This is a genomic window from Brevibacterium sp. SIMBA_078 (genome assembly GCF_046534565.1).
Taxonomy (GTDB): domain Bacteria; phylum Actinomycetota; class Actinomycetes; order Actinomycetales; family Brevibacteriaceae; genus Brevibacterium.
Map to the genome: position 1 here is coordinate 1,705,376 of NZ_JAWRYQ010000001.1, position 26,639 is coordinate 1,732,014.

Sequence of the window (26,639 nt, forward strand, 5' to 3'; positions counted from 1 at the left end):
GTCCCCGCTGAATTTCTTCGCCCAACCCCACGAAAGAGTTGGCGCCGACACTTTCAAGAGAATAATCGTCATCAAACAATGTCGTTGATAAGGGGATAGCTAGAAATGGGTACTTGGCGCGAATGTCAATTAGTCTGAGAAAGGTTATCCAATGAGCGGATACGTACTAGCTGTTGGCGATGAGTCAAGGATTCGCCGGGTCTCTCAGCTATTCGTACCTGAAGAGACCGACATTCTGGCGTTGGGCAGTGGGATGAGTCTGCTTTACGTTTCAAACTCAGGTTATGTTAGCAATGGGGCAATCTTCCAAGGCTATGGGATCGATCACATTAGGGCAGCGATGGTTTTCGCAGGTGCACCCTCTTCAGAATTGCCGGAACCCAGCCATCCAATTGAAGGAAGCTACTTTACTGCCCGTTTCAGCGCGGCCGAAGTACGCGTTGGAGCTGATTCGTACGGGTTCGTGCCGATGTGCTGGTTCAACGACGGTGGAGTTTCCGCCGTTTCTGATTCATATCTGACGCTGATCATGATGCGTCAGGAACTCGGATTTTCTAGAACCCCAAATAGCGAGACAATTCTCGGGCGGATGTGGTTGAATTCGATGAGTCTTCAACAGATGGGGCGGGAAACATTCTGTGAAGAGATTCGATACGCGACGCCCGGCACCGAGCTAGTAATAGATGGACGTAACGGTGACCTGGAAGAGTACCCTATGGATCTCTCTGAGTTTTACCGCGGGTCATTTGCAGATCACGCGGATGCAGTGAACGAGTCAGCTGTTCGTATGGTGCGCACTTTCAAGACCTATGCGGCGTCTGAAAGTCTTACAACGCTGGGGCTATCAGGGGGAACCGATTCTCGAGTATGTCTCGCTGCGGCGCTGGCAGCGGACATGCAGGATAACTTGCACATAGCCAGCACTAACAAGAAGACTCGCCTCAACGATAATCAGGATTACGCTGTGGCAGTTGCACTGAGTGAAAAGTTTGGATTTTCATTGAATCAGCCGAGTAGCAATGTGCAGGGTTCTCTGACATCCAACGATTTGCTCGCGGGCTGGGCTGCGACTGGGATGGGACTGTACGACGCGCTCTACATGCCAGCGAAATTTAGGCATCGACCGATTCCCGTCTTTGCAGTTGGTGGTCAGGGTGCAGAAATCTCTAAAGGCAATTTTGGGTGGCGTCCTCTTGAGGCGATAAATATGCCACCTGAGGCATTGGCTCAAGCAGCTAGAGCGCTAGAGGCTATGGGTATTTCAAGGGAACACAAATGGGGATCCGAGTGGCATTACATCGGATTTCGAAATGCGATACATGGGGGGAGATCCACACTGAGTAGTGATTATGTCGCTCGCCCAGCAGCGCAGATCCCGTTGATTGGTCTTAGCCGATCCGGCGAGAATGAGCTTCCTGCGCCAGGAAAGACTTCACCGAGCGTTGTGTTGGACCTGTTGATCAAACTGAACCCGGGAATGGCCACTGCTCCGTTCGACGACGTGCGTAAGAATGTATCCGAGCACTACGTTGAGAAGCGTCTCGATGAACTCGGTGGGCCAATCGAAGCCGATCACCTGAGTCCCTACGTGCAGTACGGTACTCCGCAACCTGCCAAAGGTACGTGCATTTCTCAGACGGAACTTGCTCGTTCAGCGGGGTATGAGGGCAACTTGGACCCATCGACTCTGCTGCCGCTTGCTTACGCCGGCGTTAAAGACTTCCGTGACGTCGTGCCTGAAAGCATTATAGAGAAAATCGATGGACTGAACTCCGGTAGTCGAACTCGAATTGGTGCCGCTACAAGAGAAGCTGGTGCTCTTGGAAAGCTAATTGCGTTAGGTACCGTGGCCTAAATATTGAATTCTTGTATTCTTTGATTTCGTGTGGCCAGTTATGGGTGTTGCAGGAAGTGCTCAGTGGATTCGGTGCAACTGAGTCACGAGTTCGAGTTACGAACTGAATCACGGGGGGGGGGGGGTGCTCTGATTTCGACTCGTGGAATTGAACTCACGGTACTAATTGAGCTGAATGTGGCTGATTTTGCCGTAGCGTGATGCTACTATCTAATGCCTATGGGGCTGCTCTTTCGGTATTTGAGTGTTTTTTCGAGATCCGACTGCCTGTTCTATAGGGTGTTCATTGCAACTCGGTGGGATTAGTTGCGCGGGTGCGCGGCGTTAGGTATTTCTCGTAATTTCCAGTGACTTCAGTGCTGAAGCTAGAGCACTCCAATCGGAATTGTCGCGGGCGGCTCTAAGTATGTTTGTGAATGACTGACCGTCCGGACCTATGTGCCCTGGACCCAAGTTCGGCATCAAATAGATGATGTGGTTAGTGGAATGTGCTTCATCACGGAATGGTGAGTAGTGCTTCTCGATGTGGTCAGCATCGCCAGCGTTTTGGATGTAGATTACTTTTGCCTCATTCTGACGAGCATAAAGCGGCATGACTTCGTGTGTGAACGGCGGCCAAGCTGAATCGAGCTCATCTTGGCCCCATGCGATTTGCATGTATCTGTCCACCGCGGCTTTTGTGAATTTTGCGATATTTGTTTGAGGGTTTGACGCGACAACGGTGGAGTCTGGGAGTACTGCGCCTTGGAGTAGGGCTGCAAACCCGCCTCCTGATGGGCCAAACAAGATGGGGCGGGTGCTGGCTGTAACCTTTGTAAGGAACTGCGCGATGTCTTCTTGAAGTAGGGGCTGTTGGTAGTTTCCTGCGTACCATGCAAGTCGCAACTCGGTGGACAGGATTATGCTGGGATCTGAAATGAGTATTCGATTGATACCAAGGCCCGCGGAAACGCTATTGCCAATCCATGCTGGGACGTGTTGCATTTTCGCTGACGATGTTCCAGAGAATGTTACGAGTGTCGTGTCTGAATCACGCCAGTCATAGAAGAAGTGAAATGGTACGCCGTGTAGCTCAATTTCCACAGTGCCTCGGATGGTTTCGCGATTTTGCAGGAAATCTTCGACTGATTTGAATCGGGTCGGAGGCGTGGAGGTGTGGATTTGGCGCATCGTCATGAACTGATAGTATCCGCACCTTAGCGAGGAACCAAAGTGGGTTTGATCGTCCATCCTGCGAAGATATTACAAATCACAGCCCTGCTGCGGAGTTGGGACTGTATGAAGTTCGAACTGAACGAGGCTGTCGACCAGTCGGAGGGCGGATGAGACGTGTTTGCGACTTGGGTTAAATGTTCGATCGCCTTCGCCGAGCTTGATGCTCGTCTGGCGAAGTCTTCTGCGGAGATGATTTCTAGTGTTGACTTCTAGAACTGTGCTGAGGCCTGGGATTGCTCGTCCGTTTCTGATTTGCTCCTCAGCTGTGGGTTGAGTGAGATTGTCCCCGGGGCACCAGGATTGTTGAAAGTCGGCTTTTTGACGCCTTATTGTGGGAATGTTTGAGTCGGCACCTTAATGGTTCTGGATCGGGCTATGGGCATTTGGTTGAGTATTGTTCAATATCCTGCGGACACGAGGTATCGGAAGAAGTCTGCGAGGTCGTTGCTGGCCAAAGCGTTCTTCAGCGCCGGAACCGCCTCGGGGTCGAAGTCGATGATGACTGTGCCATCATCCTCGCGACGCGAGTTCGTCGGCACGGTGACCACAGCGATGTCTTCATTCTGCAGCGTGCGGAGACCATTGGCGATCTTGACGAGCTCACCTGTCGTCAACTCGGCGTTGTGCTGAATCCCTGAAGCGAAGTGACCGAGCACGGCCGCGCCCTTGTTAGGATCTTTGACCAGTCCGCCCGATTTGAGTGCTTGAACGAGCGCACGCACCACCGCGCGCTGGTTGCGGGTTCGCGTCTGGCCGGCATCATCGACGGGGTCCGCTGCGGTGAAGATCGACGATGTCGCTCCGTCGAGGTTGTTCGTTCCCTCGACGAAGTCGGTGCTGCTCGCGCTGAACGCAGCGCGGCTGTACACCTGCAGACCATCGAGCTCGTCGATGACGCGCCCGAGCGCGTTTGATTCCAGCTGCGCGATGTGATCGATGCGGAGGCCGAGGAACTCCTCAACCATGGCGACGACAACCGGCCACCCGCCCTCGTCGGCGATGGTCGCGAAAGTCTGACCGGCCTCAATCTGAGTGGAGGGGTTGAGAACGAGGGCTGCGGCGAACTCGCCAGCGGCGGGTACATGGATGACCGCGAAGATGTCACCTTGGCTCGATGACTGCGGGGCCGCCTCGGCGAGGTTTCCGGGATTCGTCACCCGAAGCATCAAGGTACGGGAATCGTCCGCGTTCGGACGGATGTCTGCGGGTGGGAAGGCCGCCTCGGCGGGGATGGTCTTCGACGCGTCATCGAACTCGGCGCGGGCGGAGTTGAGGTCCTTGAGAGAACCGATGGCGGAAACCATCTTCGTCAGCTTGGCCATGGCAGTCCCACTTCCTCTGTCAGGTCACATGGTGATGGTCCCAATAATAGCCGCGGGTGAGATCGGCTCGTGTACCGATCTCACCCGCGGTGAAGACTGCTGTGCTGGGCCGCTGAAGTCAGCGGAGGAGTGCTGGACTCAGCGGAGGCCGAAGAGCTTTCCGAAGGCGCCCCCGGACGACTGAGTCTCCGACTGTTTGGCTTCCGGTGCCGATTCTGCCGGCTTCTCAGCTGGAGTCTCGGCCGGCTTGACCGGAGGTGGGGGAGGGAACTGCTCGGCGGCGGGCTCTGCTTTCGGGGCCTCCGATGCTGCGCTCTCCGGAGCCTTCGGCGCGGGCGGGGCAGTCTCGTCAGCGACTGGGGTCGGGGTCACAGACTCCGGAGCTTCGGGCTGCGGAGCCTCGGGAGCCGGGGCCGCCTCAGCGACGGGCGGCGGTGCTTCGGTGGGGGCCTCGTCCTCATCGGTGGTGTCCGCAGAATCGGCGGGGGCATCCTCGGCGAGGTTCTTGATCAGGGAGAGCTCGAATTCGAGCGTGATCTTGTCGCTGACGAGGACACCACCGGAATCGAGCTTCGTATTCCAGGTGACGCCCCAGTCCTTGCGGTCGATGCGGCGCGAGCCCTCGAGGCCGGCGCGCAGGTTGCCGAACGGGTCGGTGTCGATGCCGATGAACTCGAGAGGAACGGAGACGGTCTTCGTCGTATCACGGATCGTCAGCTCACCGGTGACGATATAGGAGCCTTCGTCGACCTCGTCGATGGCCGAGGAGACGAAGCGAATCTCCGGGTAGGTCTCCACGTCGAAGAAGTCAGCCGAGCGCAGGTGGGTGTCCCGGTCCGCGCTGCGGGTGTCGACGCTCGCGGTCTGGATGATGACCTCGGCGGTCGAATCGGCGAGGTCCTCGGCGATGTCGGCGAAGCCGGAGACATCATTGAACGCTCCGCGCACACGCGAGACCATGGCGTGGCGTGTGGAGAATCCCAGTCGAGAATGTGAGGGATCGATGTCCCAATGACCTATGATCCCAGGATTTTCTGTCATGGGGGCAGCTCCTTCGGTTCCTCCGCGCTCCTGTAGAGGAGGCTGTCGTAGTCGGTGTGCCAATTCGCAGATCGAGCGATCATTGAAAAAGCAATCGCCTACGTAGTCTTACACGGGCGGTCGGGTGTGTGCCACCTCGGTGCGGGCTGGTGAGGCGATGGCGGCGCTGACGTCGACCGCCGACCGTCCGGTTCAGAGATCACCCGCTGCAGACTCGATTTTCGCCCTCGTATCAAAGTCAATTCAACAGTGCCGCGACGAAGGGGACGGCGTGATTCCAGTCGTCTCCGTCCGGATCGGCAATTCCCGCCTTGTCCGCCCAGGTCTGGTCAGCCTCGGGGTGCGGGCCGACCAGACCTGCCATACCGTCACCGTGGTCGTAGCGTGCTGCGGCGATGTCGCCGTTGCCATAGCGCGCGAACACGGCGGCGCGATCCTCGGGTGGAGGAAGGGCTGCGCCCTCTTGGAAGAATGTCTGGCGATGATCACCCATCCAGGCGACGTCGACCACGGTCTCTCTGCTGTCGGTGACTGGGAATTCGGGACGACCGACCTCACCGTCGAGGTCCGATTCGACGAGACCGAGGGCGACCGGCCCCGCCAGGTAGGCGCCCATGCACAGACCGAGGTAACGACCGCCATCTGCAACATACTGTTCAAGGCCCCCGACGAATCGAGGCGGCAGCGCTTCGGCGGCAGCGTCGATGTCATCCCCGCCACCGGGTTGGAGGTAGAGGTCCACGTCTGCAAGGGAATCGGCCTGCAGCGGCAGACGTTCATCGCGACCGATGAAGACCACCTCGACGTCGGTGAAAGGCTCTCAGCCGTTGTGCGACCGTCTCGGGGCACCCGTCGCACGCGGCCTCACCGCGGTACACGGCCACGAGCAGGGAATCCGGACTTGAAGTGTCTGCGGCGGCACAGCCCAAGGAGGCGGCCGCAGTGAAGAGACAGGTCAGGAGGGCCGCAACAGCCCGTCGGATGGGGGTGGTCATGATGGCTAGGCCCGGGGCATACCCGGACTCCTCCGACACAGATGGGGGAGTTCCGCAGGTTGCGGTCATCGTTTCGCACTAGGTTAGTTGTCGGAACGGCGGGAGGCAGTTGAGAGTATTCCGGCGATTCCCTGCCCGGCTCGATCACCGGAGACCAAAGCGCCTTGGATCGAGCCGGTGTCACGGTGGTCGCCGCAGACGAATATTCTCTCGGAGATCCGCTGCACCGATCGGTCGACCAGCGGGGGAGCCGAGGCCGGCAGTGCGTGCGGAAGCCGATGATTGATCAGAACCTGCCACCTGCGGGTCGACGTGGCGTAGATGCGTTCGAGATGCTGCCGGATCTCCCGTTCGTCGGCCAGACCGTCGGGCCGATCGAGCAGCGTCGTTGCCTCAATGAGCGCCGATCCCGCAGGCGCGTAGCTCGGTGCTGCATTTGAGACGACTGCAGTGTGCCAGACGGGCCCATCTGGGCCTCCCTGGGGAGCCGAGGCATCCAGCACCAACAGCGGATCCTCGAGAGGAGGTTCCGGAGCTTGGAACCACCAGGTCGTCAGTCCGCGAGTAGGAGGAGTCTTCTCGCCGGTCAGCTCCTCGAGATCCTCAGCACCGACTGCGGTGACAGCGACACGCGCCCGTATCCGTCCCCGGTCGGTGTCGACTTCCACACCATTGTCGGTCTCGCGAAGGTCTCGTACGGCGGTGTTCACGCGCACGGGCGCTTCGAGAGACGCCGCCATCTGCTCGGGCAGAGCAGCCATGCCTCCCCTGGGCAGACCGGGGATCGCGCGCACGAACGATCTCATCAGCAGGCGAGCATAGTTTGCCGAACTCGCGCCAGTACTGTCGGCCAGCACACCGGCGAGGAACGTGTCGATGACGTCATGGCGCAACGCTCCCGTGACTCCCGCAATATCTAAAGAGTCTGCGAGAGTTGAGTCCCGCGTCGCCCGCGAGGCTGACGATGGCCGCAGCAGAGTCGGCCCGAGCCACCTCAGAAGCCCGCGGATCTCCTTCGGTTTAATCAGTCCAGAGCTCAACACCGATGACTCGCGGCCAAGCCGGCTCAAGGATGCGCGCAGCGTGGTCAGACGCTGTCCCTTGCGGACCATCACTCCGGCGCCGAAAGTCTGCAAGTCCAGTGAGGCGACGTCGATGAAGGCGCGCACTGCAGGGTACGAGGGATTGAGCAGCTGAAACCCGCGGTCACAGAGGAAGCCGTCGATTCGATCGGTGCGCACGCGACCGCCGACACCATCACTCGATTCGCAGACCTGGACAGTCGAGCCGTTGCGCTGCAACCGTCTGGCACACTGCAGGCCTGCGAGACCTGCTCCCACGACTACAACGTCGGCGTCCACGATTCTCCTCTTCTCGGTTCGACACCAGCATACGCGTCGCGCCACCGTGGAAAATCGAATCATCGGAATGCTGTGGGCTTTGAGACCGAGAACGCCAGCTCAGGTCATAGCGGACGTGCCGACGACCGTGGACGGCAGCGGAGATGTCCGAGACGGCTGATGCAGATCTCGCCAACGGGAATGCCGCGGATCGGGGACTTCAGCAGAACCCGGGAGTGTCCCGAAACGGAGCGATTGTGCAGCAGCGAATGCTTCTTCCGGAGCAGGTCTCACTGGGGGCATCTTCAGCTGGGGTTCATCGAAACACCGCATGTTCCAGTGGGTCTGCAAAGTCATCTGGTCCAAGAAGACGAATTGCTGGTGGCGATCGGACCTCGACTTGAGTGGCGGCACGAAGGGACCAGCGCAGTTTGCAAGAACGGGTAGCGACAGCGTTTCTGACCAGGGAACCCGGGTGGGGAACGTATGAGGCTGCGCGGGATCTCCTCGTCGCAACTGACGATTCTTTATCGTCTGTGTAGGGGAGAACAACTTCACGGCCCCTGTCGCAGTGACTGGCCCTTTCAAGACCGACCGGGTTGCATACGGAACTGAGTAGAGCTTCAGTGCTGCAGGCTGACCTCAAACCGTGTGTTCCAATTCAAGGTCCGGTAACGGTAGAGGTTCGTTTCAGTGCTCGCGGAGATTCACAGCTGAGGTCTCGCTCGAGTAGACGGGGCTATCGCGTTCACATCATCGCTGACAGACTGAAGCCAAGAGCCCACCCAATGATCTCCCGCGGTTTCAGTCTCGGACTGTTGGCCGAGAGAGCACTAGCTGAGCGATTGCGGCAGCTACACGGTTGCTCGACAGCATGTCTTAGGAGGACAGACAGCATGAACGAAACTTCTACCGATCAGCGGGCTACAGGCGAGGAACCTGTGGCGCGAACCTGCGAAGTCGTGATCGTCGGCGCTGGCTTCGCTGGCCTCGAAGCAGCCAAGCGCCTCGGGCGGGCCGGAGTAGACGTGCTCTTGCTCGATCAGAACAACTATCACCAGTTCCAGCCCCTGTTGTACCAAGTGGCAACCGCCCAGATCGCCCTGTCAACGGTGGCTCGCCCGCTGCGCTCCATCCTCCACAGGGAGCAGAAGCATGTCACGATTCGAACTGCTCAAGTAGCTGCGATCGATGCAGCGAAGAGAACGGTCACCACCGCAGACGGTGTGCGCTACCGGGCGGAGATACTAGTGATCTCCTCAGGCGCGGAGCCGAACTTCTTCGATACTCCCGGAGCGGAAGAACACGCCTACCCCCTGTATTCGGTCGACGACGCCGCCCGATTGTCGTCAGCACTGCTCGGAGCTGTGGAGCGAGCATCCGCGAACCAAGAACACGCCACCAACAGAAAGTTCACGGTTGCCGTCGTTGGCGCGGGTCCCAATGGCGTGGAAACTGCCGGGGCCATCGCCGAAAACATCAGGGACGTAGTCGGCAAGTACTATTCGCACAGTTTCGCTTCGTCGTGCGCGGTTCACCTTGTAGACATGGTCGACACTGTGCTTCCGCCCTTCTCGCAGGCATCGCAGCAGTACACCAGAGACCGGTTGGAGAAACTCGGCGTCAAGGTGCATTTGGGCAGTGCGGTCGCGGAAGTCTCCGATACAGATATCTCCCTTGCTGATGGGACGAAGATCGATGCGGAGATCGTCGTCTGGGCCGCCGGGTTGAAAGCCTCGCACCTACTGGAGGCCGCCGGACTCACGACCGGTCGTGGCGGACGGGTCGATGTGGCCACAGACCTCACGGCACCGGAGTGCCAGGGAGTCTATGTCTTAGGCGATGCCGCCAATATCGTCGATGCCAAGGATCGGAAGCTGCCGCAGCTCGGCTCGGTGGCCAAACAGTCGGGCCGATGGGCGGCAGAGAACATTCGCGCCGACCTGACTGGACGGCCCCGCCGCGAATTCAAATTCGTCGATATGGGGTATATGGCAATGATCGGTCGATGGCAGTCAGTGGCCGAGCTGACTCCGCGCCGATATCAAGTGCAGGGGATGCCGGCGTTCCTTGGCTGGCTGGCAGTCCACGCATTTCTCCTCTCAGGCTGGCAGCAACGTGCCGCCGCGGTGGCGTCCTGGGCTCGTGACTATCTGACGACGAGTCGTCCTCACGCAGTGGTCTACCGACCGGAAGCCTATGAGATCGCCAGGTATGCCCGAACAGACCAATCATCCACGGTCTGAGGGCGATTTGAGATTGTTCACCGGGCGCGCCATACGGTGCGCCCGGTGTCATACGCGTTGGTTGAGCACTTCGATGGCCGGCCGACTTGAGCGTTCCAGCATGAGCAGATGTTGTGGTCGAGACCTCAGGTGTCGAGTGCGGGATGTTTCAGCAAGGGCCAGCGCTGCCTGATTCGTTCCAGGCCAGGCAACGCTCTGGGCGAAGATGCCGCTCCCAATTGTGCGCATTAAACGGTGCTCTCTCATCGAATTGGTCGGACTTGATGGGCAGTCGAGGGACCGCCGGACTGTTAGATTGTGTCCATGAGCACAGAAAAGATAACAAAGCGACCCGACTTCCCCCGACCTGGGCGGGCGCAGGCTCCTGCCGGTGACGAGGTCGAGAAGGTCTTCGAGCGTTTCTCTCCCACTTACGAGAAGCAAGCAGCGGATATCTGGGATGCGCTGGAAGAGCAGGATCTGAAAGTCTGGATCATCGACGGTGGTGAGAACGATGGCGAGACGATCTGCGCGGGTCGAGCCTACGATGACGCGGCTTTGGTGATCCATCTCGAAGACCCCAACGAGGCACTGGCTGTCGCAGCGGCCCGGGACGCTGGCAAGCTTGACGACTACATCGCCTCCGGGCTGGGGTGAGTCCCGGGTGCGATGATAGAGCTAGTCGTTGAGTAGGCGGACTCTTCGACAAAGCGTAGCTGTGGACATCTCAAGGTCCCGGGCTGCTTGTGCAGCAGTTTCACCACTGTCGATGAGTCGAATCGCTTTACGGATTTGGCTGTCGGCGATGGGACGGGGTCGGCCACCGAGGTCAGAGCCGCTTTCTCTGGATCCTTGATCGAATCGGTCATGCACACGGCGGCATCACCCCAGAGAAAATCGAGGACCACATCAACCTCGGTTTCGACCGAGCCCAACTGGGGGTCATTCAGCTACATAACCTCGGTTGCTCCCAGGGCAGGCAGCGTCGCGAGCTTCAGCTGATCGCGGCCCGCGGCGACAAGCTGCGATGCCCCAAGATGCTTCGCGACCTGCACGGCGGGCCGTCCAGCACCACCCGTCGCACGAAGGACCAGAACGCACTGGCCCGTCTCGAAACGGACTCGACAGCGCAAAGCGAACCAGGGTGCCAGGGTCGGGCTCGATGCATCGGCAATCTTCACGGGGTCGGCCGCTGCAGGAAGAATAATACTGCGAGCACGGTTGATCACGGTCCTATCTGTCATGGCGCCAGGTTGACCTAGGCCCTGGACGAAGTCATACAGATTGAATCGTCCGACACCCTTCCCACTTCGTCGACCGCGGCAATCGATGCGAGGCCGTTAGGGGCGTTATAGTGCTTGCCCGAGGCGCTTCCGAGGATCTCGTTATTCACCCCGGCTACGAGCACGTCGACGAGCCGGCGGGCCGACCTTCTCGCGTACTCTGCCCATCCGAGAACGTCGAATGGGCCTGCTGAGGCGTTGAACGCAAGACTGGAACATCTACGCGGTATCGCGTTAGGTTGTCCGCGACCGCGGCAACTGTCTCATCCGGTCGTTACTCCACGTTGGTGGAATGGACCGGCTCCTACTGCCCTGATTATGAAGAGCCGATTAAGGGAAGTAGTGCGCCTCGGAGGCGGGTTCCCGATCTTCGTGTTCTACCGGAGCCGCCTTGACCCGTTGATGCGTACCATCATGGACCCCGCCGAGCCCTTCCATACCTCCAACCCCCACAAAAAGGACTCCAACGGGCGACGCGAAAATTATCCGTAACCGCTGCCGCACTTGGAGATGCCCGCTGGGCTGATGGAGCTTCTGTGAGCAGACACCCTGGACCCATGGGAATCTTCGTCGCTTTCCGCGCCGTCCTGGAAGCTATGTGAATTCGTGCAGAAGCCTGTTATTGTGATTACAATGTAAACTCGTTTGGTGTGGAAGCCTGGAAATGACAGGGCGCATCGCAACCGCGATCTCTGCCCCATTGCGAAGAGGTCCGTCTGACATCGTCGGATGAGATGACAGCGGCGGGTGAACGAACGTCTAACGCCAGAACGGAGGCATCGAATTTTGCGGATCTGTCTGATAGCGTCGAGCCGATTTCCCATCTGTGAGCCCTTCGCGGGCGGCTTGGAGTCTTTCACACATGCTGTAGTGAAGAAGCTGGTCTCCCGTGGGCACTCAGTCACGCTGTTTGCCGCCCCCGGCAGCGATCCCGAACTCGGCGTCGAGATGATGGTCCCGGAGCACTTCCAATCCTCGGAGGCGGCTCAGAACGACGTTTCGGCGATGCCAGAAGAATGGATGCGGCAGCATCACGCCTACTTGGAGCTGATGCTCGGCCTGGCCGGGGAAACAAAGTTCGATGTCATCCACAACAACTCACTCCACCACCTGCCGTTGGCATTGTCCTCTCTGGTGCGCACACCGATCGTGACGACACTGCACACACCGCCGACACCGTGGTTGGAATCGGCCGCGGCTTTCCGTTCGCCGTCGACTTTCTTTGCGGCCGTCTCCAGCGCGACATCTCAGTCCTGGTCGCACGCGCTGGACAGCACTCTGATCTCCAATGGAGTGGATACGAATCTGTGGCAGGCGGGACCCGGCGGTCCTGCCTGTGTGTGGACAGGGCGCATGGTCGCCGAGAAGGCGCCCCATATTGCAATCGAGGCCGCCCGCGCTGTCGGGTTCCACATCGCACTCGCAGGCCCGATTATGGACGAGGAGTACTTCTCCTCTGAAGTGGTCCCGCGCCTGGGCGACGATGCCTATTACTGCGGGCATCTCAATCAACAGCAGCTGCGCACTTTGGTGGGTTCATCTGCCGTGGCTGTCGTGAGCTCGCAGTGGGACGAACCCTACGGTTTGGTCGCCGCAGAAGCCTTGGCCTGCGGGACTCCTGTGGCGGCGTTTCCAAGAGGCGGACTCGTCGAGGTCGTCCGCAGCGACGTAGGAGCGTTGGCCGGCCAGCTCACTGTCGAGGCATTGGCCCAAGCGATCCGCACTGCTGCCGGGCGGGACCGTGAGGCGGCTCGCAAATATGCGGTAGAACACCATTCCCTGGAGCGCACCGTCAGCGGCTATGAAGCACTGTATCGTCGTGCGGTTACCACTGTCGCAGGAAGTGCCGCGTAATGAACGTCGACCAGCGCTCTGTTCCTCCCATGATCGGGTGGTATATCCACCACCAAGGTTCCGGACACTTGCACCGCGCCGTGACTATGGCACGGGAGCTGACTCGTGCCGGATGGCACGTTACCGGACTGTCCTCCTTGTCTCGACCCGAACAGTGGTCAGGAGCATGGGTGAAACTGGCACGCGATGATGGGAATTCCGTCTACTGCGGAGCCGCAGCGGCGGCAGAACCGCCGGCCGATGCGTCCGTCGGAGGCCAGCTGGAACGAGAAGACGTCACGGCGGGCGGGAGTCTCCACTACGCGCCGATCGGGCATTCCGGGCTGGTGCGGCGCTCTGCACAGATCTCTGCATGGATCGATTCCTTCAGGCCTCAGCTGATGGTGGTTGATGTCTCAGTGGAAGTCGCGGTTCTCACACGCTTACACGGGATACCGGTGATGACTGTGGTCTTGCCAGGAGATCGCGGCGATTGCGCTCATCAGCTCGGCTTTCGACTCAGCTCGGCGATCCTTGGCATGTGGCCCCCGGCAGCGGACGGCATCGTCTCCGGGATCCCAGAAGACAGCGAGCACAAGTTCCATGCCCTCGGCGGGCTGTCCCGATTCCCCCTCCCCGAGGCGTCACAAGACGAGCATGCGGACAGGCAGCCTCGGGCGGACGTGAGCTTTTCCATCGTTGTGCTCAACGGCGCAGGCGGAGGTGCAATGGTAGAGGACCTTCCGCATCTACTCAGACAAGAATTTCCCGCCGCAGAAGTCACTGTCCTCGGCGGTCCGGGTGGGATATGGGTGAAAGACCCCTGGCCGGTGTTGTGTGAGGCCGCGGTCGTGATCACCGCGGCAGGGCAGAACTCGATCGCCGAAGTCGCCGCCAGCCGCACCCCGGCAGTCGTCATCGCCCATCCACGGCCCTATGACGAGCAGAATTGGATGCTCGAGACCCTCGTCCGAGGTTCGTGGCCAGTCGTTGCAGGTCCTGAGACCAGCACCGCCGCGGACTGGGCTCGGGTAGTTGACCAGGCGCTGCGACTCGATGGTCGGCGATGGTCTACCTGGTGCGATGAGAAGACATCCGGACGGTTCATCCGCCTCGTGCACATGTACTCCGACGACACCTGCGGGAATAGATGATGGTCAGTTCTGCGACAAGACGGCCGGACACCTACGTCATCACCGCCGTCCATGGACGGCACGACCATCTGCGCCGGCAGCGAGAAAGCCTGGCTCTCAGCACCGTACGACCGGCAGACCATATCGTCATTGCAATGAACGATGAGGACCTTCGCGGTCTTGAGCCGTCTCCTACCGTACCCCTGTCGGTCGTTTCGATCCCTAATTGCGGCCCTGCCCTGCCCTTAGCGGCTGCGCGGAACCTCGGTGTTGCTCACACCGGAGGCCACCCGGATGATCTGCTCATTTTTCTCGATGTGGATTGCCTCCCGACGCCCGACCTGATCGAGGCTTATCAGAGTGCCGCGCAGGCCCACCCGCGGGACCTGCTCTGCGGTCCTGTCAGCTATCTGCCTGATGTCGAACTCGATCCGATCACCCCAGGCTACGCCGAACGTCTGACGCGTCTGTGCGAACCGCACCCCGCCCGCCCCAACCCGGCGCCGGGGGAGATTCTCCTCGCCGGTGATCACGACCTCTTTTGGTCGCTGTCGTTCGCCGTCCGCCGTGAGATGTGGGAATACATCGGCGGCTTTGACGAGGACTTCGTCGGCTACGGGGGAGAAGACACCGACTTTGCATGGCAGGCCCGCGAAGTAGGGATAGCGTTGGCCTGGGTGGGCAGCGCTTCCGCCTTCCACCAGTACCATCCGGTGTCGTCGCCGCCGGTGGAACATCTCGATGACATACTCACGAACGGTCGCCTGTTCGCGCACAAGTGGGGTCAATGGCCCATGCAAGGGTGGCTGGAGCGCTTCGAAGCGCTTAGTCTAGTGCAGCGATACGCATCCGGATATCAGGCGGCACCCATCACTGTGGCTTCGGTCCCCGGCTCCCACGTCTATATTCGCCACCTTTCCAATCTGGATAATGCCGCTCCTGCGATCATCCGTCTGCCCGACCCTCCTCCGACACGCGCTGACACCCCCGTTGGGGCGCCGTGGTGGCCGCCGGCAATGCTGGATCCAGAGTGGGTCCGGGACTGCGAGGCGGATGTCTTCCACATCCACTTCGGCTTCGATGCTCACTCGCCTGCGCAGCTGCACGCCGTCATCGACGCACTGGAGGTGCGTGGGATCCCACTTGTCTACACTGTCCACGATCTGCAGAATCCCCATCACGAGGACGACGTGTTGCACTCTTCCCAGCTCGACGTCCTTATCCCCCGTGCCACTGAGGTCATCACTTTGACCCCGAAAGCGGCCGAGGAGATCCGGAGACGGTGGAACATCGACGCGCATGTCATTGCGCACCCGCATGTGGCGGAGTTTGAGACGATCACTGAACTTGGAGACTCCTCCTTGCGGCGTCAGGAAGAGTTTCGACTCGGAATCCACCTCAAGAGTCTGCGGGCGAACATGGTGGGAATACCACTTCTGCAGGCCGCTGCTGGCGCTGTCACGAAAATCCCTGGAGGCATCCTGCAGGTGAATCTTCATCACGATGTCTTCGACGAAGCCGGCTCCCGGCACGACTCGGAACTTGTCCATTTTCTGCTCAACAGCGATATCGACCTGCGAGTGCACGACTACTTCTCCGACCGAGAGCTCTTCGAATACCTTGCCGGACTCGACGCCTCCATACTGCCGTACCGCTTCGGAACTCACTCGGGCTGGATGGAAGCCTGCCACGACTTCGGCACTCGCGTAATCGCCCCGGACGTTGGCTGTTACATCAGCCAAGGTGCTGATGCGAGCTACTCTTGGAGGTTCGAAAACGGAGTTTGGGCCCCAGACGCTCGGTCGCTGGACGCCGCGGTGCTGAGCGTCTCGTCCGAGCAGGAGGATCCGGTCGCAGAGATCGTCAGTCGACGCTGCCGCCAACGTAATGAGATCGCAGCGGCCCACGCCGCGATCTACCGCAGCGCCCTTGCGAAAAGCCGGTTCTGATTACTAGAACGGGTTACTCGATCGAGCCCGGCTGTCCGAGGCGCTGAGCCCAGGCCCACTGGGTGAACGTAGCGAACCACCCTTGTGAGAGCATTGCGCTCACCTTCGACTTTCTCATCGTCACCGGCGAATCAGCTCGGGAGAGTAAGCCGGGCCCCGGGCTGTAGCCCGGGGCCCGGCGCTGGACAGCATCGTGACAGTCTCACCGCCACCGTAGGTACATTGCCACGCAGGGTGCGGCGAGCAATTTGCGGCGAAGACCGAGACCAGCGTCTGCACGTTTCAGCTGCCGGCCACCTCTTATCTTTAGTTGTATCAGCGCTTCGCTGGGAGGGAGGGGAACGCTGACAGGCGATAACGCCTCGGACGACGGCCGAAGACCGCGAGAACCCGAGAACCCAAACGGTGGGAGGGGCCTCAGAGTGCCCGAAGACCCGGCACTCACAGGGGAGGCGAGATCGCCTCTGCTTGCCGTTGTACTCGTCCAGTTCTCGTAGCTCACGGTCACCGAGGGTGATCGTCCAGAACTCAGCACCGATCGCCAACTGGTCCTTTCGTGCACACATGCACTGCATGAGACGACACCAGCTACGGTGTTCAGGCGCTCATAGCCGCCGGTTCAGCAGAGCCCGAGCTGATGGCGATCTTGCGCGGTTTCGCGGATCCGGCAACCGGGATGGTGAGACTCAGTACGCCTGTGTCATAGCTGGCCGTGATGTTGTCGGTATCGAGATTGTCGCCGAGGACCAGTTGACGACTGAATGTTCCACGGGGCCGTTCCGCAGCCGCCGATGACTCCACGTGATCCGAGGCAGGCCGCTCAGCTTTGACGGTGACGACGTTGTTCTCGACGTCGAGGTCGAGATGCCCCGGTTTGATTCCCGGGAGGTCGAGTTCGACGTGGAAGGTGTCGCCGTCGCGCCAGGCGTCCATAGGCATCATCACAGGTCGGGTAGAAGTCCTGGTTGCTCCGAACACTTCGCGGGTCAAGCGTTCGACTTCTCGGAACAGGTCAGTGCGCATCATGATCATTTCTGAAACCTCCTGTTCTCGATGTGGTTGTGGTCAGATGATAGGAGCTACACCATCTGACGCATAAATCTTTTAAACTACGAATATGAGTTTGTCAACCTCCGGAAGGGCTCGAATTTGATGGAAGGTGAGGGAAGAGATGTGAGCCTCAGTGAGCACACATTCTCGATTTCGGTCACAGCTGAGCTGACGGAGTGGGCATCCAGTCGTTGCGGCAGTACGAGGCCCGAGGGCTTGTCAGTCCAGCCCGCAGCGAAGGCGGGACCCGGAGGTTCAGCCGCAGCGACGTGGCTCGAGTCCGACGGCTTCGAGAGCTGATCGAGGCAGGCGCGAAGCTCACGAGTATCGGCATCATTCTCGACTTGCAGGACGAGAACACCTCGCTTCGCTACGAACTGAGGAGGAAATGACGAGAGAGAAGTACAGGCTCGGGGCCGTGATCTGCAGGCGGTGGCCGTCCGCGAGGATTACGCATTTCGCGGTGTGCCAGGACGCGGCGGGCTTGGAGGTGATCACAGACGCGGTTTCGTGGTCGAAACGCGAGCACGCAGCGCCCAATCGAGTCCGGTACGCGAGATCTTCGCTCGTGGTGGTGCCGCGGCAGCGTTGTCTTGGTGCCATGAGTGGCCGCATTCCATGCTTCTTTACGGGCGGGGCGAATATGGAGCGTGGTCGGCCAGTGGCCGAAGGGTTTGTGAGCGAGACGACGGGCGACGGTATCGCGGACGATCTCGTGCCCACCACCCCGTCGGTGCAAGTCATCAGCCGCGTTCGACCGGCATTCAGAGATAGGTCTGTGGCCGGTGATGTGTTGGCCGATGCAGGTGAGATCGAGGGCGTTGAGCCGGCAAAATGACGTGAGGCCAGAGGTCGAGGACTTAGGCGCGGTCACGACGAGGTCTTTCGGATGAAGAGTGTGAGAACTCCGATGATCGGAAGACCGCGACGGCGATGGGTGGCGCCGTCCGTTGTTCTGGATTTGCAGCTCCGTGCTTCTGATTATCGAGAGCCTCTAACCCTGCATCACTTTGCCTTTTGCCGCGGGGTGTGAGCTTCTCAGTCAGTGGGCAGTGATGTTCGGACGTTATTTCAGAGTGTTTCGCGCAGGACATCCCGCAATAGTGCCAGCGCCCGTTCCTGGGTCTGAGCGAGGATCGCGATCGGTTCACCGGAGAAGACCTGTCGTTGGGAATAAACTTCGGATCCGACAGCGACAGCAAGCCAAGTCGTGCCTGGCTCGTTCCCCTCCTGGCCCGAAGGGCCCCCGGCGCCGGAGGCGGCTACGGCGGCATCGGAGCCCAGAAGGGTGCACGCAGATCTTGCCATACTCTCGGCAGCCGTCTGCGAGATGACTGGCCCCCGGGGGACTTTCAGCAGTCGATGTTTGACATCGCTGAAATAGGCGACGACAGCACCCGCGAACCAATCGCCAGAACCCGGCACAGCGGCGAGCTGGCTGGCGATCTTGCCGCCTGTCAGTGACTCGGCAACACTCACGACTATCTGGTGGGTCTCGCACAGTTCACCCAACTCAGAAGCGATACGGGCGGCGCGGTCTTCGTATTCTTCGGCATTGCTCATGGCGTGCGTTTCACCGTTCGTCGGGGACGAGATCATCGGTGCTCATGACCTCTGCCAAAGCCTCCTGCAGGGCTCTGCGCGCGATGGGGCAGGGGATGGTGAGTTCGAGACGGCGGTTCCTGGCGTGCTCAGTCGCCTGTCGCATCAGCTCCCGGCAGTGTCTGTTCGCCTCTGTCTTCTCAATCGCTTCGCAGTAGACGAACATCATCGTGTTTTCGGCGGGGACAAGATTGTAGTGAAGGGCCGCCACGAGTCGGCCCGGAAGGTAGAGGTCGTATTTCGATGCCTCGCGGTTGTTGAGCAGGATATAGGAATTCATGTCGCTCTCAGTGAAGTATTCGGATATGAGGTGGGCGCCGCGGGATGAGATCGTGCGTGGGACGCCGCCGATCGAGTCGATTGCGTCGTCAATCAAAAGATGTAACCTTCTGCGCGGCTCGGTCATGATGGTCAGTCGCTGACTTTTCCGTTGCGGGACCGAGCGGCGCGGCTGCTTGCAAAGCTGCGAGGAACCTTTGGGCCCAGCGATGTACATCATGGTCCTCGACCGTTACCGCCATCGCTGCAATGCGCTCTCGTGCCTGGGCGGTGTCCAGGCTTGCGGCCTGGTGCATCCCGTTCTTCAGCTCTGAGATGTCATGCGGATTGACGACGATGGCTTCGGCGAGTTCGTCGACTGCGCCTGCGAACTCCGAGAGCACAAGCGCTCCGCCTCGATTTCTACGGGCGGTGACGAATTCCTTGGCAACGAGATTCATCCCGTCGCGGAGGGACGATACTACGAGGACATCGGCAGCGAGGTACAGGGCCACAGTGTCCTCGAACGAATACGAATGGTGTGAGTATTGGACGATGCCGCGACCCAGCGTCGCGAAACGACCATTGATCCGTCCCACCAGTCGCTCCACTTCGTCGCGGAGGTCCTGGTACGCTGCGATTCCTTCGCGAGAGGGCACAGCCACCTGCAGGAAGTTCGTCGTCTTCGGTGAGAGCAGGTCGTCGGCGAGGAGTTCATCGAACGCCCGGAGGCGGTGGGGGATGCCTTTGGTGTAGTCGAGACGATCGATGCCCAACATCAGAACGTCCGGATCGCCGAGATCGTGGCGGATCCGGGCCGCCGACCGAACGACGGTCGCAGAGTCTGCGGCTTCGCGGATTGCAGCGGTATCGACCGAGATGGGAAAAGCATCGATCAAGGGAGACGGGGCATCGACATCGACTGCAAATTTCCGCGCTGCCGACCGGAAGTTCTCCGCGTCCGAGTTGCGCTGGAATCCGATGACGTCGGCCCCGAGCAGACCTTCGACGACTTCTCTGCGCCAGGGCAGCTGCCCGAACAGCTCGACGGGGGGAAACGGAATGTGGTTGAAGAAGCCGATTCGCACGTCGGGTCGGAGCTGCCTGATCATGTGCGGGACCAGTTGCAGATGATAGTCGTGGACCCAGATGGTGGCTCCAGAGGCGGCCGATCGGACGGCCGCCTGCGCGAACCGGGAATTGATCGCCTCGTATGCGCGCCACCAAGTGCGATGGTACTGAGGGGTGACGATGAGGTCGTGGTAGAGCGGCCACAGCACGCCATTGGAGAACCCCTCGTAATAGGCGCGATGTTCTGCCTCAGTCAATGGGACAGGAACGAGTGACATCTGGTCGAATTCGAATGGCACGATCGTTTCGTCGAAGCATCCAGCCCAGCCGAGCCACGCCCCACGTTCGGCTCTGACCATCGGCGCAAGTGCGGAGACGAGGCCTCCCGGCGCGGCCTGCCAGGTGTCTTCGCACCGGTCGACGGGTAAGCGGTTCGCCAGGACGATGAACGAATGTTCAGGGTTGGTCTCTGCCATGTTCTTCTCGCTCTTCTGACTCATCTGCCGCTGAGACTCGTTGAGTTCTTCTCCTGCCGGGGCAGCGGAAGGGCGAGAACCTGGTCCTCGCCCTTCCTCCGGGCAACGTCAGTGCTTCGGACCGTTCCTCAGAGATTCGGCGGCTTCACGAGCCGTGTCCCTGATCTCTTCTGCGGCTTGTCTGCCCTCGGCCTGGATCTTGTCGGTCTTGCCTTCGGCCTCCAGTCCTTTGTCACCGCTGGCCTTGCCTGCGGCAGATTTCGCGGAGCCCTTGAGCTTGTCGACTTCGGGGGAGCTGTCGTTCATCTTTCTTCCTTTCGCGTGCATGACCGGTCTCGCGCAAGCAGGCAGGATCCGATGCGATGGGAGATTCTGTGTGAGAAGTGTTCGGCTGCCTGTGCGTCAGCTGTTGATCAGCAGCAGGATCTTGCCGTGGTCGAGCTTCTCTTCGAGGTCGTCGGACTCGTTCGACGTGAAGCCGAACTCCTCGAAGATCGCACGCAGCTCGTCGCCCTTCTTGTCGTACCGGGTGCCCACGAGATTGCTGAGATCGTCGGGTTCGTTGGCGTTGACGCTGCCTGCGACGCGGTCGGTGCGGTCATCGTCATGGGAGATGACGAAGAGGTCATCCTTGGCGATGCCCGCTGCCGCCTGGCGCTTCACTTCATCCATCAGTGCGGTATCGTCCTGGAATTCTTTGACTGCGGGTTTCATGTCGACTCCTTTCATGTTTACGACGTAATCACGCTAACAGACACTGTGGGTCTGCGCGAAGAGCCTACGGCGAATTTTGCAGGGGGTTCTCGTTTTTGCGGTGCCGATGTAGCCTGGACGGCATAGCATAAAAGTGTTTACGCGCTAATCGCGACTGAGCAACGAAAGGAGGTCCTGGACTGTGTGACATGTGACGCGAGTGAGCAGGTTCAACGTTGTCAATTCGGGCAGGGAGGATCCCATGGCCCAGAACCGTCTGACCAGAAACGACATCGTGCGAGCGGCGATCACCTTCGTCGACGTACACGGACTCGATGCGCTGACAATGCGACGCCTCGGGCAGTCCCTCGGGGTCGAAGCCATGGCCTTGTATAGGCATGTCTCCGGACGCGAAGACCTTCTCGAAGCGATGGTCGAAGGTCTCATCGACAGTCTGTTCGATAACCGGCTGATGAGGCAGACGCCGTCATCGTGGGAGGACTATCTCCAGCGGGTGGCCAACACGACGAAAGAACTGGCGCTCGATCATCCCGGGATCTTTCCCCTGATCGCTACTCAACCGTCCCAAGCCCCGTGGCTGCGTCCTCCATTGCGCAGCCTGCGCTGGGTCGAAGAGTTCCTCTCCACTCTGCAGCAATTCGAGTTCTCCGATGCGGCCGCGGTCGGTGCCTACAAATCGTTCACCAGCTTTCTCATCGGGGATCTGCTCCTGCAAGTCCATTCCACGAATTTCGCCATCACCGACGAAGACGATCACGACAGGCCCGATGACGACTCCGACTTATCGGAGTATCCCACCGTGAACGAGCTGAGTGACCTGCTCAGCGAAGATCATCGCCAACGCCAGTTCGACGATGCCCTCGACGAACTCATCGAACGCATCCGCCTCTCACCAACCAATTAGCCATACCCTCAGACAGCTCACTGAGCTGAGAAGGATCAATATGCTCGACACCTCTTCAGAGGCCCTCCAGGTCCTTCTCGTGGCCGACCCGGGCCTGCCCAGCCGCCGAGCGGCCGCTATTCATCAACGACTCGAAAGGCTTCTGCAAGACGCGTATGGGGTCACAACGACCTTGTACACGGCGACTGACACCATCCGCTTGACACCGGAAAGCGAACTCGACCTCAGCGCTGTCGAGGACCTTCGGGCCGACTACCCGGACGTCAACATCGTTCTGATCCTCACCGAGATCCCGCGCCATACTCAGGGCGACCCGCTGATCGCCGAGGTCCATTCCGACAGCAACTTAGCGATCGTGTCCTGTCCCACTCTTGGCGCATGGTCGACCAAGCGCCGCATCATCAAAGTGCTGATGAGTTCGGTCAACAAGTTGGTGCCGTGGGATCCCGAAGACACGACCCGCCGGTTTCTGCTGCGCTGGTCCGACTGGTCCGACAACGAAGACGCACAGCACCAGTCGCTGCATGCACACACCATCACCGGAGGCCCACGTCTGGTTCTGGGAATGACGATGGCCAACGACCCGTGGCGCACCGTCCCGAAGCTTTCTGGAGCCCTCGCCGCGGCATCGGCCACAGGAGCTTTCGGCATCTTCTACAGTTCCATCTGGCAGATGTCGACCTATCTGTCCACCACGCGGCTGCTGTCGATCGGCGCGGCCGCCATCCTGGTCATGGTCACCTGGCTGATCATCAACCACAAACTCTGGGACGAACCACGCAAAGACAACCTGGCGACGGTAGTGATGTACTACAACTTGTCGACCGTCCTGACCCTGCTGATCACCGTGCTCGCGCTCTACGCGGGACTGGTCGGCTTCATTCTGCTGGGCGGCCTCGTCGTCATCGACCCCGAGTTCATGTCAGCCCAGATCCAGCAGGAGGCGGCGGTCGCCAACTATCTCGATATCGCCTGGCTCAGCGCAGCGATGGGCGTCGTTGCCGGCGGTATCGGCGCAAGCTTCGACTCCGACGTAGATGTGAAACGACTGACTCACGGACAGCGTATGCGCCAACGGGTCTACACCGACAACCACCCGGACACAGATGATGTCAGCCAGACCGCCTGATGGCTGATAAGGACCTGCCCGACGATTTCAGAAAGACTCGACATGAACACACAGCATCGGTTAGACGTCACTGGGATGATTTCGGCGCCTCTGGGCTCCTGGCGCGACGAACCTGCCTGCCACGACGAGCTCAGGAAGCTGGTCACCAGCAATGCGCAGACCGCTGACAAGGTTCGCGCCTTGAGTCGATTTCTCGAACTCACCGGGACGTCGTCTCAGATGCGGCAGTGGGAGTCGCTGCTCGAGGTGGCGGCCGTCGATGTCGCTGTCGCTCGGATGCTCGAACCCCATGTGGATGCGCTGGGCATCCTTGCCGAAGCCGGACACGACGCACCCGATGGCTCGACCTGGGGGGTCTACGCCGCCGAGTCTCCAGCTCGCGTCCTCACCGTGGGTGCAGATGGCGAACAGACCGTGATCGATGGAGAAAAAGCCTGGTGTTCCTTGGCCGCCGAACTCTCGCACGCCATCGTCATCGCCGGCAGCGACGGGGGATCGTACGCCTGTGCCGTGGACCTCAGGGACCCCCGAGCGCAGGCCCAGCCGACTGCCTGGCCGAGCGTGGGGCTGCAGGAGATCCCGAGCGGAAGTGTCGCATTCACGAAAACGCCCGTCACCGTCCTCGGTCCGCCGAACTGGTACCTGGATCGAACTGCATTCGCTTGGGGAGGCATCCGAGTGGCAGCATGTTGGTTCGGCGCCGCCGTGGGACTGGCAAGAAATGCCGTGCGACGGCACAGCAAGCGCTCCAACCCATCCACAGTCGGTGAGATGCTGATCGGTCAGCTCGAGGCTGAGATCTTCTCGATTCGCAGCGTCTTCGCGCAGGCAGCGGCCGCAGCCGACGGGGGTGACGAGTACTCCCGTGCACGTGCCTGGACCGTGGCCCTGACAGTGCGCAATATCGTCTACTCAGGAGTTCGCCGGATCCAGCACCTGAGTCGCGAAATCGCGGGACCGGCGGCGCTGACAGGCGATGTCGGCTTCGCCAAAGCCGACGCTGACCTCACCGTCTACATCAGTCAGCACCACGGTCCACGCGATGAAGCCGCTCTCGGCACGGAACTTCGCACGAAGGTCGACCACAATGGGTTTTGACCATCGTGACACCGGCACGCCCGAAGCCTGTTGGAGGGAAGCCGGTGTGCAGGATCTTCCCGCGCTCGGGGTCGAGGCCATGCCTGCCGGGGCCACGTTCATCATCCTTGCCGCACATCCGGACGATGAGGCCCTTGGAGCCGCCGGCCTGCTGGCCCGCCTGCGCCGGTCCGCTCATCGAGTCGTCGTCCTGCTCTTCACCGCAGGGGAACGATCCCATCCGGCGTCTCCCACCCACTCGACGAAGGAACTCAGAGAGATGCGTCTGCGCGAGTTCGATGCGGCACTGGATCTGTTTGATCACGAGCGTCTGTCCCGCCGTTTCGTGGGGTTGCCTGATGGGCAGCTGGACGCATTCAGCCAGAGGATCGTCGACGAGATCGCGGTCGAAGTGGACCAGCACCAGGGGCACGTCGTGCTCGTCTCACCCTACAGCCGGGACGGACATGGCGATCATGAGGCGATCGGAGCAGCAGCCCTGCAGCTGGGGCGTGACCGCCACACGACGGTGCTCGAGTACCCGATCTGGTACTGGCGTTGGGCAGACCCCGCCGACGAGGCGTGGCGCAGCTGGTCGTTTCTGCCCGATCCAGCGAACTTCGACAGGCAGGCAGTGTTCGACGGGTATCCGTCGCAGGTGTCAGCGCTATCCGATCAGCCCGGAGACGAAGCAATCCTCAGCCCCGCTCATCTCGAACACTTCCGTCGTGGCGGAGACATCTTCGCGGTCTCGGACTTCCGCGACGGTGCGGCTCCGGTTTCCTGCGGCGGCGGCAGCTCACAGACGCTCCACGACGCCAGTGCGGCCTCTGCGGTCTTCGACGAAGTCCACGTTCAACGGTGTGACCCCTGGCAGGTGTGGAGTTCCGAATATGAGATCGCAAAACGCCGGAATCTCCTCACCCATCTGCCTGCGGTTCCGTACGCTCATATCCTTGAGATCGGCTGCTCGGTCGGCGCTCTGACCCATGAGCTCGCTGGTGTCGGGGCGCAGGTGACGGCAGTCGATGCGAGTTCGCAGGCTCTGCGAATCGCCAGACGCCGAGGGGCTGCGCCTTCATCGGCAATCAACTTCGTCCATGCCACCATTCCCTTCGAGTGGCCCCAGGGCACTTTCGACTGCGTCGTGCTGTCGGAGACCGGCTTCTACCTCAGTCGTTCCCAGCTCTTCGACACCTTGGAGAAGATCGATGGCTCGACAACGGTTCGTTTCGTCCTCGTGCTCTGCCATTGGAGGGGAGAGATCGACGATTGGCCACTGGATGCCGATGAAGTGCATCGCATCTGCTTAGGCGCCTGGCCTCGTCATCGGATCGAACACCGGTATGAAGGGGATTATCGTCTGGACATCATCACGATCGACAAGGATTTCCGCCCATCCGCGGCCGAGGGGCACGCATGATCACGCGTTTGGGTGTGATCATCCCGGCTCATAATGAGGAGGAAGACATCCTCGGGTGCCTCGAGTCGGTGCAGCGATCGCGCTCATGCGCTGTCGAGAGAGGCATCGACTGTCGGTTTCGAGTACTTGTCGTGGCAGATGCCTGCACCGATGCCACGGAGGGCATCGTCGAGGATTTCGCCGCCCGACATCGCGACGTCTTCGTCCTCGCGACCTCTTTTCAGTCCGTGGGTCGAGCCCGCGACTTCGGATGGAGGCACTTCATGCGAACAGAGAAATCGACGACAGAGCAAGACTCCGACTCGGCGTGGATCGCATTCACAGACGCCGACAGCAGAGTGCCCGAACATTGGATCACCACACATCTTGAACTCGCCGCTACAGGTGTCGATTGCCTGGTGGGCACTGTGGCCCCACGCCCGGAGACAGCATCGACCGAACTGATCGCAGCTTGGCATGCCAACCACGAACTGCTCGAGAACCACCCGTACATATTCGGAGCGAACATGGGTCTGCGCGCCGGCGTGCTCGAAGCCATGGGCGGCGTACCGCCGCTGGTGTGCGGTGAGGACGAGGCAATCGTCGACGCGGTGCTGCGGGAGGGCGGAGATATCCGCAGAACCGACGACTGCAGAGTGCTCACGTCTGCTCGTCTGTCCGGTCGCACGCGCGGCGGATTCAGCAGCTATCTGCGGCAGCTGAGCTGAAGCGGTGGTGCCTTCCGGTCCCGAAGATCGGGGCGCT

At 60.4% G+C, this 26,639-nt stretch carries 23 protein-coding genes and 2 pseudogenes; 13 read left to right on the plus strand and 12 right to left on the minus strand.

The annotated features are described in order from the left end of the window. Positions 1 to 151 precede the first annotated feature (151 nt). Complete coding sequence (locus tag SB749_RS07485) at positions 152 to 1,855, plus strand: hypothetical protein (RefSeq protein WP_410709781.1); 1,704 nt, start codon at positions 152 to 154, stop codon at positions 1,853 to 1,855. A gap of 324 nt (positions 1,856 to 2,179) precedes the next feature. On the opposite strand, the gene SB749_RS07490 is transcribed toward SB749_RS07485, so the two are convergent. From SB749_RS07490 to SB749_RS07510, 5 genes are all read right to left on the minus strand, one after another. Next, complete coding sequence (locus SB749_RS07490; protein WP_410709782.1) at positions 2,180 to 3,085, minus strand: hypothetical protein; 906 nt, start codon at positions 3,083 to 3,085, stop codon at positions 2,180 to 2,182. Positions 3,086 to 3,468: 383 nt separating this feature from the next. Further along, entirely contained in the window at positions 3,469 to 4,392 is a 924-nt protein-coding gene (locus SB749_RS07495; RefSeq protein ID WP_410709783.1) for an LCP family protein, read from the minus strand. A 138-nt stretch (positions 4,393 to 4,530) separates the two neighbouring features. Then, a complete protein-coding gene (locus SB749_RS07500) occupies positions 4,531 to 5,433 on the minus strand; it encodes a YceI family protein (protein WP_410709784.1) in 903 nt (300 codons plus the stop codon). Positions 5,434 to 5,671: 238 nt separating this feature from the next. Next, on the minus strand, positions 5,672 to 6,232 hold the full coding sequence (locus SB749_RS07505; protein ID WP_410709785.1) for a hypothetical protein: 561 nt from the start codon (positions 6,230 to 6,232) through the stop codon (positions 5,672 to 5,674). 279 nt (positions 6,233 to 6,511) lie between these two features. Further along, positions 6,512 to 7,789: a flavin monoamine oxidase family protein gene (locus tag SB749_RS07510; RefSeq protein ID WP_410709786.1), complete on the minus strand. Its 1,278-nt coding sequence runs from the start codon at positions 7,787 to 7,789 to the stop codon at positions 6,512 to 6,514. Positions 7,790 to 8,664: 875 nt separating this feature from the next. Here SB749_RS07510 and SB749_RS07515 point away from each other — a divergent pair. The 6 genes and pseudogenes from SB749_RS07515 (at position 8,665) to SB749_RS07540 (ending at position 16,191) form a co-directional block, all read left to right on the plus strand. Further along, positions 8,665 to 10,014 carry an NAD(P)/FAD-dependent oxidoreductase gene (locus SB749_RS07515; RefSeq protein WP_410709787.1) on the plus strand — a complete coding sequence of 450 codons (1,350 nt, stop codon included), beginning with the start codon at positions 8,665 to 8,667 and terminating at the stop codon, positions 10,012 to 10,014. Positions 10,015 to 10,317: 303 nt separating this feature from the next. Then, positions 10,318 to 10,650 (plus strand): hypothetical protein, encoded by a 333-nt coding sequence (locus tag SB749_RS07520; protein ID WP_410709788.1) that lies wholly within the window; start codon positions 10,318 to 10,320, stop codon positions 10,648 to 10,650. Between the two features lie 746 nt (positions 10,651 to 11,396). Then, a pseudogene (locus SB749_RS07525) lies at positions 11,397 to 11,592 on the plus strand (transposase); the annotation flags it as partial. Positions 11,593 to 12,023: 431 nt separating this feature from the next. After that, positions 12,024 to 13,130, plus strand: a complete 1,107-nt coding sequence (locus SB749_RS07530; RefSeq protein WP_410709789.1) for a glycosyltransferase — start codon at positions 12,024 to 12,026, stop codon at positions 13,128 to 13,130. Between the two features lie 170 nt (positions 13,131 to 13,300). After that, complete coding sequence (locus SB749_RS07535; protein WP_410709790.1) at positions 13,301 to 14,263, plus strand: hypothetical protein; 963 nt, start codon at positions 13,301 to 13,303, stop codon at positions 14,261 to 14,263. A 134-nt stretch (positions 14,264 to 14,397) separates the two neighbouring features. Beyond that, positions 14,398 to 16,191: a glycosyltransferase gene (locus SB749_RS07540; RefSeq protein WP_410709791.1), complete on the plus strand. Its 1,794-nt coding sequence runs from the start codon at positions 14,398 to 14,400 to the stop codon at positions 16,189 to 16,191. A gap of 597 nt (positions 16,192 to 16,788) precedes the next feature. Here the strand turns inward: SB749_RS07540 and SB749_RS07545 are convergent. Then, positions 16,789 to 17,133 carry an Hsp20/alpha crystallin family protein gene (locus SB749_RS07545; RefSeq protein WP_410709792.1) on the minus strand — a complete coding sequence of 115 codons (345 nt, stop codon included), beginning with the start codon at positions 17,131 to 17,133 and terminating at the stop codon, positions 16,789 to 16,791. Positions 17,134 to 17,417: 284 nt separating this feature from the next. Here SB749_RS07545 and SB749_RS07550 point away from each other — a divergent pair, with 284 nt between their 5' ends. Further along, positions 17,418 to 17,633 (plus strand): MerR family transcriptional regulator, encoded by a 216-nt coding sequence (locus SB749_RS07550; RefSeq protein WP_410709793.1) that lies wholly within the window; start codon positions 17,418 to 17,420, stop codon positions 17,631 to 17,633. Positions 17,634 to 17,643: 10 nt separating this feature from the next. On the opposite strand, the pseudogene SB749_RS07555 reads toward SB749_RS07550, so the two are convergent. The 6 genes and pseudogenes from SB749_RS07555 to SB749_RS07580 all read right to left on the minus strand — a co-directional run. Then, positions 17,644 to 18,115: pseudogene (locus tag SB749_RS07555) on the minus strand (ISL3 family transposase); the annotation flags it as partial. 197 nt (positions 18,116 to 18,312) lie between these two features. Further along, entirely contained in the window at positions 18,313 to 18,804 is a 492-nt protein-coding gene (locus tag SB749_RS07560) for a CinA family protein (RefSeq protein ID WP_410709794.1), read from the minus strand. 10 nt (positions 18,805 to 18,814) lie between these two features. Further along, positions 18,815 to 19,219, minus strand: coding sequence for a hypothetical protein (locus SB749_RS07565; RefSeq protein ID WP_410709795.1), 405 nt, complete (start codon positions 19,217 to 19,219; stop codon positions 18,815 to 18,817). After that, positions 19,212 to 20,672, minus strand: a complete 1,461-nt coding sequence (locus tag SB749_RS07570) for a trehalose-6-phosphate synthase (protein ID WP_410709796.1) — start codon at positions 20,670 to 20,672, stop codon at positions 19,212 to 19,214. The genes SB749_RS07565 and SB749_RS07570 overlap by 8 nt, the downstream gene beginning before the upstream one ends. 84 nt (positions 20,673 to 20,756) lie before the next feature. Further along, on the minus strand, positions 20,757 to 20,954 hold the full coding sequence (locus SB749_RS07575; RefSeq protein ID WP_039209159.1) for a CsbD family protein: 198 nt from the start codon (positions 20,952 to 20,954) through the stop codon (positions 20,757 to 20,759). A 96-nt stretch (positions 20,955 to 21,050) separates the two neighbouring features. After that, a complete protein-coding gene (locus SB749_RS07580) occupies positions 21,051 to 21,362 on the minus strand; it encodes a general stress protein (RefSeq protein WP_039209161.1) in 312 nt (103 codons plus the stop codon). 241 nt (positions 21,363 to 21,603) lie between these two features. Here SB749_RS07580 and SB749_RS07585 point away from each other — a divergent pair, with 241 nt between their 5' ends. The 5 genes from SB749_RS07585 to SB749_RS07605 are packed head-to-tail and all read left to right on the plus strand — an operon-like array spanning position 21,604 to position 26,602. After that, entirely contained in the window at positions 21,604 to 22,266 is a 663-nt protein-coding gene (locus SB749_RS07585; RefSeq protein WP_410709797.1) for a TetR/AcrR family transcriptional regulator, read from the plus strand. A gap of 40 nt (positions 22,267 to 22,306) precedes the next feature. Next, complete coding sequence (locus SB749_RS07590; protein WP_410709798.1) at positions 22,307 to 23,395, plus strand: hypothetical protein; 1,089 nt, start codon at positions 22,307 to 22,309, stop codon at positions 23,393 to 23,395. Positions 23,396 to 23,437: 42 nt separating this feature from the next. After that, positions 23,438 to 24,493 (plus strand): hypothetical protein, encoded by a 1,056-nt coding sequence (locus SB749_RS07595; protein WP_410709799.1) that lies wholly within the window; start codon positions 23,438 to 23,440, stop codon positions 24,491 to 24,493. Next, positions 24,483 to 25,895, plus strand: coding sequence for a PIG-L family deacetylase (locus tag SB749_RS07600; protein WP_410709800.1), 1,413 nt, complete (start codon positions 24,483 to 24,485; stop codon positions 25,893 to 25,895). The genes SB749_RS07595 and SB749_RS07600 overlap by 11 nt, the downstream gene beginning before the upstream one ends. Continuing rightward, positions 25,892 to 26,602, plus strand: coding sequence for a glycosyltransferase (locus tag SB749_RS07605; RefSeq protein WP_039209172.1), 711 nt, complete (start codon positions 25,892 to 25,894; stop codon positions 26,600 to 26,602). The genes SB749_RS07600 and SB749_RS07605 overlap by 4 nt, the downstream gene beginning before the upstream one ends. Positions 26,603 to 26,639: the final 37 nt, after the last annotated feature.

Excerpts from the sequence above, each read along its gene's own strand:
- SB749_RS07605 (WP_039209172.1), top strand. The coding sequence starts at position 25,892 with ATGATCACGCGTTTGGGTGTGATCATCCCGGCTCATAATGAGGAGGAA.
- SB749_RS07600 (WP_410709800.1), top strand. The coding sequence starts at position 24,483 with ATGGGTTTTGACCATCGTGACACCGGCACGCCCGAAGCCTGTTGGAGG.
- SB749_RS07520 (WP_410709788.1), top strand. The coding sequence starts at position 10,318 with ATGAGCACAGAAAAGATAACAAAGCGACCCGACTTCCCCCGACCTGGG.
- SB749_RS07500 (WP_410709784.1), bottom strand. The coding sequence starts at position 5,433 with ATGACAGAAAATCCTGGGATCATAGGTCATTGGGACATCGATCCCTCA.
- SB749_RS07540 (WP_410709791.1), top strand. The coding sequence starts at position 14,398 with ATGAACGATGAGGACCTTCGCGGTCTTGAGCCGTCTCCTACCGTACCC.
- SB749_RS07490 (WP_410709782.1), bottom strand. The coding sequence starts at position 3,085 with ATGGACGATCAAACCCACTTTGGTTCCTCGCTAAGGTGCGGATACTAT.
- SB749_RS07570 (WP_410709796.1), bottom strand. The coding sequence starts at position 20,672 with ATGAGTCAGAAGAGCGAGAAGAACATGGCAGAGACCAACCCTGAACAT.
- SB749_RS07515 (WP_410709787.1), top strand. The coding sequence starts at position 8,665 with ATGAACGAAACTTCTACCGATCAGCGGGCTACAGGCGAGGAACCTGTG.
- SB749_RS07590 (WP_410709798.1), top strand. The coding sequence starts at position 22,307 with ATGCTCGACACCTCTTCAGAGGCCCTCCAGGTCCTTCTCGTGGCCGAC.
- SB749_RS07585 (WP_410709797.1), top strand. The coding sequence starts at position 21,604 with ATGGCCCAGAACCGTCTGACCAGAAACGACATCGTGCGAGCGGCGATC.
- SB749_RS07545 (WP_410709792.1), bottom strand. The coding sequence starts at position 17,133 with ATGATGCCTATGGACGCCTGGCGCGACGGCGACACCTTCCACGTCGAA.
- SB749_RS07495 (WP_410709783.1), bottom strand. The coding sequence starts at position 4,392 with ATGGCCAAGCTGACGAAGATGGTTTCCGCCATCGGTTCTCTCAAGGAC.
- SB749_RS07595 (WP_410709799.1), top strand. The coding sequence starts at position 23,438 with ATGAACACACAGCATCGGTTAGACGTCACTGGGATGATTTCGGCGCCT.
- SB749_RS07575 (WP_039209159.1), bottom strand. The coding sequence starts at position 20,954 with ATGAACGACAGCTCCCCCGAAGTCGACAAGCTCAAGGGCTCCGCGAAA.
- SB749_RS07485 (WP_410709781.1), top strand. The coding sequence starts at position 152 with ATGAGCGGATACGTACTAGCTGTTGGCGATGAGTCAAGGATTCGCCGG.
- SB749_RS07560 (WP_410709794.1), bottom strand. The coding sequence starts at position 18,804 with ATGAGCAATGCCGAAGAATACGAAGACCGCGCCGCCCGTATCGCTTCT.
- SB749_RS07580 (WP_039209161.1), bottom strand. The coding sequence starts at position 21,362 with ATGAAACCCGCAGTCAAAGAATTCCAGGACGATACCGCACTGATGGAT.